The sequence below is a fragment of the Stenotrophomonas sp. BR163 genome, assembly GCF_047520985.2.
GTDB classification, from domain to species: domain Bacteria; phylum Pseudomonadota; class Gammaproteobacteria; order Xanthomonadales; family Xanthomonadaceae; genus Stenotrophomonas; species Stenotrophomonas sepilia.
Window position 1 is genome coordinate 21,434 of record NZ_JAXBRE020000014.1, and the last position, 9,897, is coordinate 31,330.

General features: G+C 66.2%; 7 protein-coding genes. 5 read left to right on the plus strand and 2 right to left on the minus strand.

Annotated elements, in window-relative coordinates; translation table 11 throughout:
* Positions 1–23 precede the first annotated feature (23 nt).
* From ACM0PY_RS12865 to fhuE, 3 genes are all read left to right on the plus strand, one after another.
* On the plus strand, positions 24–506 hold the full coding sequence (locus tag ACM0PY_RS12865; protein WP_180884967.1) for an Lrp/AsnC family transcriptional regulator: 483 nt from the start codon (positions 24–26) through the stop codon (positions 504–506).
* Between the two features lie 77 nt (positions 507–583).
* Positions 584–1,135 carry a M23 family metallopeptidase gene (locus ACM0PY_RS12870; RefSeq protein ID WP_072167157.1) on the plus strand — a complete coding sequence of 184 codons (552 nt, stop codon included), beginning with the start codon at positions 584–586 and terminating at the stop codon, positions 1,133–1,135.
* Between the two features lie 184 nt (positions 1,136–1,319).
* Entirely contained in the window at positions 1,320–3,482 is a 2,163-nt protein-coding gene (gene fhuE / locus ACM0PY_RS12875) for a ferric-rhodotorulic acid/ferric-coprogen receptor FhuE (RefSeq protein ID WP_180884965.1), read from the plus strand.
* Between the two features lie 132 nt (positions 3,483–3,614).
* On the opposite strand, the gene ACM0PY_RS12880 is transcribed toward fhuE, so the two are convergent.
* Positions 3,615–6,425, minus strand: coding sequence for a TonB-dependent receptor (locus tag ACM0PY_RS12880; RefSeq protein WP_414609495.1), 2,811 nt, complete (start codon positions 6,423–6,425; stop codon positions 3,615–3,617).
* A 412-nt stretch (positions 6,426–6,837) separates the two neighbouring features.
* Here ACM0PY_RS12880 and ACM0PY_RS12885 point away from each other — a divergent pair, with 412 nt between their 5' ends.
* Positions 6,838–7,179 (plus strand): hypothetical protein, encoded by a 342-nt coding sequence (locus ACM0PY_RS12885; protein WP_180884963.1) that lies wholly within the window; start codon positions 6,838–6,840, stop codon positions 7,177–7,179.
* 9 nt (positions 7,180–7,188) lie between these two features.
* Here ACM0PY_RS12885 and ACM0PY_RS12890 read toward each other — a convergent pair whose 3' ends face one another.
* Entirely contained in the window at positions 7,189–7,596 is a 408-nt protein-coding gene (locus ACM0PY_RS12890) for an ExbD/TolR family protein (protein WP_180884961.1), read from the minus strand.
* A gap of 150 nt (positions 7,597–7,746) precedes the next feature.
* On the opposite strand from ACM0PY_RS12890, the gene ACM0PY_RS12895 reads away from it, so the two are divergent.
* A complete protein-coding gene (locus tag ACM0PY_RS12895; RefSeq protein WP_180884959.1) occupies positions 7,747–9,732 on the plus strand; it encodes a transglycosylase SLT domain-containing protein in 1,986 nt (661 codons plus the stop codon).
* Positions 9,733–9,897 lie beyond the last annotated feature (165 nt).

Genomic DNA, 9,897 nt, shown 5'->3' on the forward strand with positions numbered 1-9,897 from the left:
CGTTCGTGCAACTTCTGCTCGCCATGGCCACCGCCCCCGTGCTCGACAGCTTCGACCGCGCCATCCTCGACCTGCTGCAGCGGGACAACACCCTGCCGCAGCGCGAGATCGCCGAGGCCGTGCACCTGTCCACCCCGGCCGTGCAGCGACGCATCAAGCGGCTGCAGGACAGCGGCGTGATCGCGGCCAATGTGGCGTTGATCGATGCCGCAAAGATCGGCCGGCCGCTGACCATCATCGTCGAGGTGCGCGTGGTCAGCGAGCTGCGTGAACGCGTGGCGCCGTTCAAGCGCCGCGTGCAGGACGACCCGGCGGTGCAGCAGTGCTACTCGATCACCGGCGACGGCGATTTCCTGCTGCTGCTTTCGGCCGCGTCGATGGAGGAGTACGAAGCGATCATCGAGCGCCTGTTCGGTGGCGATAACAACATCGAGCGCTTCCGCACCTCGGTGGCACTGGGAACGTTCAAGCGCAGTTTCGAAGTGCCGCTGGCCCCGGTTCTGTAGCGCTGAGCCATGCTCGACTGCGCTTTGACCACAAAGTAACAGCCGCCGAGCATGGCTCGGCGCTACAGTCGGAGACCATGAACACACCGCCCTCCCCCGCCCGTCGCCTGCGCCGCTGGCTGCTGCGCGGCCTGTGGCTGGTCATCGCGATCGTTGCCGCGATGGCGCTGTGGAACAGCCCATGGGCTGCTGCACCGAAACTGCTGTGGACACTCTCGCGGATGCCTCCGGCCACCGAGCTTCCGGTGCCGGTGGAAGGCGTGCGGCCCCGCCAGATCGCCGATACGTTCGGCGCTCCGCGCGGCCGTGACCGTTCCCACGCCGGCATCGACATCTTCGCCAGGCGCGGCACCCCGGTGCGCAGTGCCACCGCCGGCGTCGTCGTGGATGTCAGCGACCGCGGCCTCGGTGGCCGCCAGGTGTGGGTAATCGGGCCCGGGCGCGAGCGCTACTACTACGCCCATCTGGACGACTGGGCCGAGGGCCTGGCGCGCGGCCAGGTGGTCCAGGCCGGCGACCTTCTCGGCCACGTGGGCGACAGCGGCAACGCCAAGGGTACGCCGCCGCACCTGCACTGGGGCATCTACGGCGCCGACGGCGCCCGCGATCCACTGCCGCTGCTGCGCTGAACGCCGTGTGCTGCGTCGAGTCCTGCGTGAACGCCTTCCGCGTTCATGATTTGTAAATAGGAATAGTTCGTATTACCATTTCTTTCGTTTCCGGTGGTGCCAGGACGGCCTGCCCGCCCGTTTCCCACCCGTAGCGCCTCGCCTTCTGGATGCTGGCCGAGCGCGCGTGTTCGTCCAGGACCCCATGAACCGTTCCGCCTTCCGTATCCCGCAGCCGCAACGGCTGTCCGTTGCCGTGCTCGCTGCACTCTGCGCCGTGGCCCCGGCCGCCTTCGCCGACACCGCCGCCGACCCTACCACGCTCGACAAAGTGGTGGTCAAGGGCGAACGCGCCGAAGGCTATTCGGTGCGCCGCACCTCGGCCGGTACCCGCTTCGACCTGGCGCCGCGCGAGATCCCGCAGTCGCTCAGCATCATCAGCCACCAGCGCATCGAAGATCAGAACCTGGACGACATCATCGACGTGCTGGCCAACACCACCGGCGTCAGCAGCACCCAGTCCGACAGCGAGCGCACCGAGTTCTATTCGCGTGGCTTCTACATCGACAGCTACCAGTTCGATGGCCTGCCGACGCAGATGGTGCAGAACTGGAGCTACGGCGATTCCGGCCTGGACCTGGCGCTGTATGACCGCGTGGAAGTGGTGCGTGGCGCCACCGGCCTGCTGACCGGTGCCGGCAACCCGTCGGCGTCGGTGAACCTGGTGCGCAAGCACGCCGACAGCGCCGAACTGACCGGCAGCGTCTCGGTGAACGTCGGCAGCTGGGGCCGCGCCCGCAGCACCGTGGACGTGACCACCCCGCTGAACAAGAGCGGTTCGGTGCGCGCCCGCGTGATCGGCAGCTACCTGGACACCGACGCGCAGATGGACCGCTACAACCAGCACAAGACGCTGGGCTACGCCGTCATCGACGCCGACCTGACCCCGGACACCCAGCTGAGCCTGGGCTACGACTACCAGCAGAAGCGCGCCAACGGCGCCACCTGGGGTGGTTTCCCGATGCTGTTCTCCGATGGAACCAGCACCGGCTACGACGAATCGTTCAATCCGAACCCGAGCTGGACCTACTGGGACACCACCAGCAAGCGCGCGTTCGCCACGTTGGAACACGCCTTCAACGATGACTGGAAAGTCCGCATCGGCGCCACCCACGACGAAACCAGGGCCGACGACAAGCTGTTCTACCCGGCCTACAACGACTGGGTCACCGGCGCTTCGTTCTTCGACAGGAACACCGGTGCCGGCATTTCGCCGTCGGCCGGCTTCTACAACACCGAACGCAAGGTCAATGCGGTGGACGGCTACTTCAGTGGCGCGTTCGAGCTGTTTGGCCTGAAGCACGAAGTGATGGGCGGCCTCAGCTACAACAAGCGCGAGTACGCCAACTACGGCGACTACCAGATCGGCGGCGCCGGCCTCGCCTGGGACCCCTTCTCCAGCTACCTGAACTGGAACGGCAACATCGGTGAACCGAACTGGAATCCGCTGGCCCTGGCCAGCGAAGGCACCATCACCCAGAAGGCCGCCTATGCTGCAGCACGCCTGTCGCTGGCTGATCCGCTGAAGTTGATCGTGGGCGCGCGCTACACCGACTGGAAGAGCGAAGGCGAAGGCGCCGACCGTTCGCACAAAGTCACCACCCCGTATGCGGGCCTGGTGTTCGACATCAACGACACCTACTCCACCTATGCCTCGTACACCGAGATCTTCCAGCCGCAGATGCTGAAGGACCGCAACGGCAGCTACCTGGACCCGGTGGACGGCAAGAGCTACGAAGTGGGCGTGAAGGGTGCCTGGTTCGACAACCGACTGAATGCCTCGGTGGCGGTGTTCCGCATCGAGCAGGACAACGTCGGCCAGTCCACCGGCGAGCCGGTCATCGGCGGCACCGGCGGCGAAACGGCCTACGTGGCCGCGCGCGGCACCGTCAGCCGTGGCTTCGAGTTCGAACTGAACGGCGAACTGGCACCCGGCTGGAACGCGACCTTCGGTGCTTCGCGCTACGTGGCCAAGGACATCAACGGCGCCGACATCAACACCAACCTGCCGCAGACCGCACTGAAGCTGTTCACCAGCTACACCCCGCAGTCGCTGCAGGCGCTGACCGTCGGTGGCGGTGCCAACTGGCAGAACCGCATCTACTACCCGGTACCGGCCTATGGCCGCATCGAACAGAGCGGCTACGCGCTGGTCAGTGCCTTCGTGCGCTACCGCATCTCGCCGGAGTTCAGCGTGCAGGCCAACCTCAACAACCTGCTGGACAAGAAGTACTACTCGCAGATCACCGGTTACGGTGCCTACGGCGATGGCCGCAATGGCTCGCTGACGTTCACCTGGGCGTTCTGACCAGACGCGGGGTACGACCGCCCCGCACCTGTAGCGCCAAGCCCATGCTCGGCTCAGAGAATCAGCCGAGCGCGGGCTCGGCGCTACATCCGCAAGGCAGCGCCGGAACTGACCGGCGCTGCCCCCCTCACATCAGAACCGCAGGTCCGCGCGCAGGTACCAGTAACGGCCACGCGGGATGTCGTAGGTCGAGGCGTCATACCCGTTCAACGAGCACGACAGGCAGATCGGCGGATCCTTGTCGAACACATTGTTCAGGCCCGCGGTCAGCTGCAGCCCCTTCATCCAGTCGATCTTGTAGCCCACCTGCATGTCGTGGAAGGTGGTGGCCGAGAGCGTGTTGGTGCCGTCGGCCTGGTTGCTGCACACCGGGAATGCCACGGCATCGCCGCAGTTCTCGGTCAGCTCGGAGATGTGCCGCACCGTCCAGTTCGCACTCCAGCGGTCCATTGTCCAGGCGATGCTGGCGTTGCTGGTCCACTCCGGAATGGAGCTGTCGGCCACTTCCACGCCCGGCTTCTGCGGCTGCTTCTGCCCGGCCGCGCCGGTGGCTTCGTAACGACCGACGAACGTGTTCTTCCAGGCCAGCTTGAACTGGCCGAAGGAGGTCTGCGGCAACGTCCAGAACAGGTCCACGTCCCAGCCGTCGGTCTTGATCGAGCCCAGATTGGTCAGGCGGTTGTTGAAGCTGCTGACCGCACCGGTGCTGGCGCGGGTGATGCCATCGCAGTACACCGGGTCGAGCGTGTCCACGCACAGGTCCAGCTGGGTCTGCGCGTTGATGGCCTGGATCGCACCATCGATGGCGTGGCGGTAGAAGGTCACCTCCACATCGAAGCGCTCCGACCACGACGCGTTGTTGCCGAACCACGGGCTCCACACGAAGCCAGTGCTGAAGCTGCGCGAACGCTCCGGTTCCAGATCACGATTGCCGCCGGTGGTCACCGAGATCTGCGAGTTGGCCTGCTGGAAGCCGGCCGGCACGCCCAGCGCGGCACAATTGGTGGCACTGCCACGCGGCGGCGTACCGCCCAGGCCCACCGAGCACGGATCGAACAGCTGCAGGTCGGCACGTGCGGCCGAGCCGTACAGTTCGCCGATGGACGGTGCGCGGAAACCCTCGGCGTACGTGGTGCGCAGCACGAAGTCATCGGTCACCTGCCAGCGCAGGCCGTACTTGGGCGTGAACTCGCCACCGAAAGTGGAGTAGTCCGAATAGCGGCCGGCCAGGCTCAGGTCCAGCTTCTTGCCGAACGAGGAGTCGGCGAAGATAGGCACGCTCAACTCCAGGTAGGCCTCGTTGACGTCGTAGGAACCGGAGGTCGGCTGCGACGGCACGCCGTTGTAGTGGCCGATCACCGTCAGCGGATCCGGTTGGTACCAGCCCTCGTACTTGCGGTACTCGAAACCGGTGGCGAAGGACACCGGGCCGGCCGGCAGCGAGAACAGCTCGCTGGACAGGTTGGCGGTGAACAGGCTCAGCTCGTTCTGGCTGCGGTCGCGCACCACCGGCTGGATCCACTTCAGCATGTCCGGGGTGATCGAACCGACGCCACCGAAGATGTTCAACGGCACGCAGCCCGGGGTTGCCGCGCACACCGCCGGGTCACCCAGCGCCATGTTGACGTTGTAGATGTTGTAGCTGCCGTAGTTGGTCTGTTCGGCCTTGTTCTTGCTGTACATGCCGTTGACGTCCCAATACCAGCTACGGTCGGCCGCCTGGAAGTTGCCGACCAGGCCGGTGGCCACGTAGGTCGTGTTGACCTCCTGCTTGAACACGCGCGCGCCACCTTCCACCGGGCGGCGGCCGATCAGGCTCATGTTGCCCGAGGACACCAGGTCGAAGCCGAACGGGTTGTACGGATTCAGGCGCGAGACCACGATGTTGTCGGCCAACGGATTGCCGGTGGCGCCATCGGGGCCGAAGAACAGCGGCTCGGGGCCGGCCTGGTTGGTCGACTCGCGGCGGTTGCCCAGTGCCTTGATGTACCACTGCACGTTGTCAGTGATGTCGAAGCGGAACTGGCCGAACAGGCCCTTGCGCTCGGACGGCGTGAGCACCATGTTGTATTCGGCGAAGTTGAAGCGGTCGGCGCTGGTGAAGCAGTGGTAGTCATCGCTGCGGTTGCAGCCGGCGCTGCCGTCGTAGCGCGGGTTGGGCACGCCACTGTTGGGCACGATGTCCTGCTCAGCGCCGGTGTTGGGGTCGACGAAGGCGAAGCGGCCCTGCGGAATGCCACCGCTGCCGAAGGCCAGGCCGGTACCGGGAATCGGGAAGCGCGACTGCTCGCGGTCCTTGGCGAATACCGGGTCCTGCTTGGTCCAGCTGGCGCCCAGGAACAGGCTGAAGCGATCACCGCTCTTGCCCCAGGCCAGGTCCACGCCCTTCTGGGTGCCGTCGCCCTTGCTGTACTCACCATAGTTCAGCGTCACCTGGCCGCCATCGAAGTCGCGGCGGGTGATGATGTTGACCACGCCGGCGATGGCATCGGAGCCGTACAGCGACGATGCACCGTCTTCCAGCACCTCGATGCGTTCGACGATGGCCAGCGGGATGGTGTTGAGGTCGGTGGCCGCACCGACGCCCGATGCGGACGACTCGTTGACCCAGCGGATGCCGTCAACCAGCACCAGCACGCGCTTGGCACCCAGGTGGCGCAGATCGACCTGCGCCGAGCCGGCACCCACGCCACTGCCATCGGGCGGGAAACCGAAGTTGCCGGACGAGTTGAACTTGGCGTTGAGCGCAGAGCCGGAACCCGTGAGCTGCTGCAGCACTTCACCGATCGAGGTCAGGCCGGTGCGTTCGATATCACCGCGGGTCAGCGTCTGGATCGGCACCTGGCCTTCGACTTCAGCGCGCTTGATGCGGGTACCGGTGACTTCCACCGCGTCGAGGTTGGTGGTGGATTGTGCAGCGGCACCCAACGGGGCCAGGGCCATCACGCACAGCGTGACGGCAACCGCCAACGGGCGGTGGTGCAGGTGATTCATTCGCTCTCTCTCCAAAGGAATGTCGGGACATGGACTGCCGCGCTCCCCCCTGCATGGCGGCAGCGTCTCCTTTGTAAACAAGCGGTAAAAATCACGGCGTGACGATCGACACTCTTTCACGCGGAATTGACGCAATTTCATGACATTTGCGTCAGATGAGTGCCGTTTAGAACCGGACGGTAATGTTCCGCCGCCTTCGCTTTGATGCTGGCCGCGACAGCGCGCGCCGGAAACTGCCGCGCGCATGAAAGTGCCTTTGCCGAACCATTTCAGGAATAGTCTGAAATTCCTTCATTCAGAAGGCCCGCTTGATCGACCCGGTGCAGACTCGCACCTCCAGCCATTCGCGGGAGGATCGATCATGAAAGCACTAACTGCCGTGCCGAGCGTCATGATGGTGATCACGCTGCTTCTTCCTCTGGCAGGCGAATCGAGGGCAGGCGGCGTGATCGAGTGCAACAACTGCCTCTCTCCCAGCGATGCGGCCTCGGCCTCAGGAGAGGGGTTGACGGTTGTGGTGGATTTCGAGAGAGCCGAGTTGACCGCTTTCGACGTTGAACATGACCCTGAGATCAGAAGGTGGCGAGCACATCCGACCCCGGTTCCGGCGCAGATTGAAATGGCTTTTCTGCGGATCCTGGATGCGACGCTGTCAGCAGGGCAAGCGCCGCTCATGCTGCAATCACCGCATGAGCGGCAGTGAGACAACGCTCTATCGCACGAAGGCAATCCGCTCCATGCCGGTCGCCTCGGCCGCAGCCAATATCCGCGCCATGCCTTCGTACTCGGCCGACGGATCGGTGGCGATGCGCAGCTCCGGCAGGTTGCCGGCATGTTCACCGGCCTGTGCCTGCAGGCGCGCCTGCAGATCGCCGATGGCCATCGGCTGGCCATCCCAGCTCAGCTGGTTCGAGGCATGCAGGCGCAGCTCGATCGGCGAGGGCGGTTCGGGGCGATCGACCACGCGATCGGTGGCCTGTGGCAACTGAATGGCAATCGGCCGGGCCACGATCGGCGCGGTCACGATGAAGATGATCAAGAGCACCAGCATCACATCCACCAGTGGCGTGACGTTGATGTCCGCCAGCGGGCCGCTTCTTCCTGCGCTACTGAACGCCATGTGCCGCTCCCTGTAGCCGGGCCGTTCGCCCAAGGCCGACGTTACGACGCCTGCGACCCCGTGCGGCAGGGCCTGCGCGGATTCATTCAGCTGTCGTTGCCGACGCCGGGCGTGCACGCAATGCGAAACTGAATTCAGCCATCGCCCGCTATGCTGGTCGCCATGACCCGACGCACTTTGACCGCCCTGTCCCTGCTGCCCTTGGCCACCACGCTGCTGATCGGTTGCGCCAATGCCCAGTCCCTCGACGCCCAGAGCGCGCAGCTGAAAGCCGCGATCGCAGCCGCCGAACGCGGCCAGTACGATCCTGGCCAGGCCGCTGCGCTCAGCCGCCATCCGGCCTATGGCTGGCTGGAGTACGCCAACCTGCGGCGCAACATCGACACCGTCGATACCGCGCAGGCCCAGGCCTTCCTCAAGCGCTACGACGGCCAGGCCGTGGCCAGCACCTTCCGCAGCGTGTGGCTGCCCTCGCTCGCACGCCGCCAGGACTGGCCGACCCTGCTGGCCAACTGGGCGCCCACCGACAACACCGGCCTGCGCTGTGCGCAGCTGACCGCGCGCCAGGTGACGGGCAGGGTCGATCCGCAGTGGATCAGTGAAGCGCAGGATCTGTGGCGCAAAAACGGCAAGTCGCTGCCGGACGGCTGTGATGCCGTTTTTGCCGTACTGCAGGCACAGGGTGGCCTGAGCGACGCCCTGCGCTGGGAACGCATCGATGCCGCCGCCGATGCCCAGCAACCGGCGGTGATGCGCAGCGCCGCACGCGGCCTGCCCGCCGCCGACCTAGCGCTGGCGAACACTTACGCAGCCTTTGTCGACAAGCCCAATGCCAGCGCGTTGAACTGGCCGCGCAACGAGCGCAGCCGGCGCATCGCCACCGATGGCCTGGCCAAGCTGGCCAAGGCCGACCCCGGCGCCACCGAGCAGCAGCTGCCTCAGTACGCCCAGGCGCTCGGCCTGAGTGCCGACCAGCAGGGCCAGGTGCTGTACCAGATCGCGCTGTGGACAGTGGCCTCCTACCTGCCCGATTCGGCACGCCGCCTCAACGCGGTACCCGAATCGGCCTACGACGAGCGCCTGCACGAATGGCGCGTGCGCGAAGCGATGTCGCGCGGCGACTGGCCGGCAGCGCTGGCCGCGATCCGCAAGATGGGCAGCAAGCAGCGCAGCGACCCGCGCTGGCGGTACTTCGAAGGCCGCATGCTGGAAAAGACCGGCCAGGCCCAGCAGGCGCAGCCGCTGTTCCGCGAAGCCGCACGCGCACCGACCTTCCACGGTTTCCTGGCCGCCGACAAGCTGCAGCAGGGCTACACCCTGTGCCCGTGGAAGCCGAACGACAGCGCGCAGGCACAGGCAGCGGTCGCGCGCGACCCGGCCATCCAGCGCGCGATGGCGCTGTACCAGATCGACCGCGCCGGTTGGGCCGTGGCCGAATGGAACAGCGCGCTGTCGCGCTTCGACGACACCCAGCGCCGCCTCGCCGTGCGCGTGGCGCAGGACAACGGCTGGTTCGACCGCGCAGTGTTCGCGCTCGGCAAGCAGCCGCAGGAACAGCGCCTGTACGACCTGCGCTTCCCGCTGCACCACGACGCCACCATCCGCCGCGAATCGGCACGCAACGCGATCGACCCGGCCTGGGTGGCGGCGGAGATCCGCGCCGAGAGTACCTTCACTCCGCGTGCGCGCTCGCCTGCCAATGCCATGGGCCTGATGCAGGTGCTGCCGGCCACCGGTGCCAGCGTGGCCAAGTCGATCGGCCTGACCGGCTACGGCGGCGCCGACAGCCTGTACGACCCGGACACCAACATTGCCATCGGCACCGCCTACCTGCGACAGCTGATGAACAAGTATGGCGGTCTGCCGTACGTGACCATCGCCGCCTACAACGCCGGTCCGACCCCGACCGCGCGCTGGCAGGGCCAGCGCCCGGGCTTCGATCCGGACCTGTGGATCGAGACCATCAGCTACAAGGAAACCCGCGAGTACGTTGCCCGCGTTCTGGCTTTCAGCGTGATCTACGACTGGCGCCTCAATGGTGATGCCCTGCCGCTGAGCGACCGCCTGATGGGGCGCCTGGTGGACAAGCGCAAGAAGTTCAGCTGCGCGGCCGACGCCGAGCAGGGTGGCGATTGACCGCAACACGGTACTGCCGGCTACTGGCCGGCATTCCCCGGTATCCATTCCGTGGGGAGGGAAACGATGAGCCTGCTGGCCTGGCTCGGGCTGGCCGCTGCATCGGTAGTGGGGGGGGGGGGGGGGGGGGGGGGGGGGGGGGGGGGGGGGGGGGGGGGGGGGGGG

Bases quoted from the DNA above. Each gene is read 5' to 3' on its own strand.
- ACM0PY_RS12890 (WP_180884961.1), bottom strand. From the start codon at position 7,596: ATGGCGTTCAGTAGCGCAGGAAGAAGCGGCCCGCTGGCGGACATCAAC.
- ACM0PY_RS12895 (WP_180884959.1), top strand. From the start codon at position 7,747: ATGCTGGTCGCCATGACCCGACGCACTTTGACCGCCCTGTCCCTGCTG.
- ACM0PY_RS12880 (WP_414609495.1), bottom strand. From the start codon at position 6,425: ATGGCCCTGGCCCCGTTGGGTGCCGCTGCACAATCCACCACCAACCTC.
- fhuE (WP_180884965.1), top strand. From the start codon at position 1,320: ATGAACCGTTCCGCCTTCCGTATCCCGCAGCCGCAACGGCTGTCCGTT.
- ACM0PY_RS12865 (WP_180884967.1), top strand. From the start codon at position 24: ATGGCCACCGCCCCCGTGCTCGACAGCTTCGACCGCGCCATCCTCGAC.
- ACM0PY_RS12885 (WP_180884963.1), top strand. From the start codon at position 6,838: ATGAAAGCACTAACTGCCGTGCCGAGCGTCATGATGGTGATCACGCTG.
- ACM0PY_RS12870 (WP_072167157.1), top strand. From the start codon at position 584: ATGAACACACCGCCCTCCCCCGCCCGTCGCCTGCGCCGCTGGCTGCTG.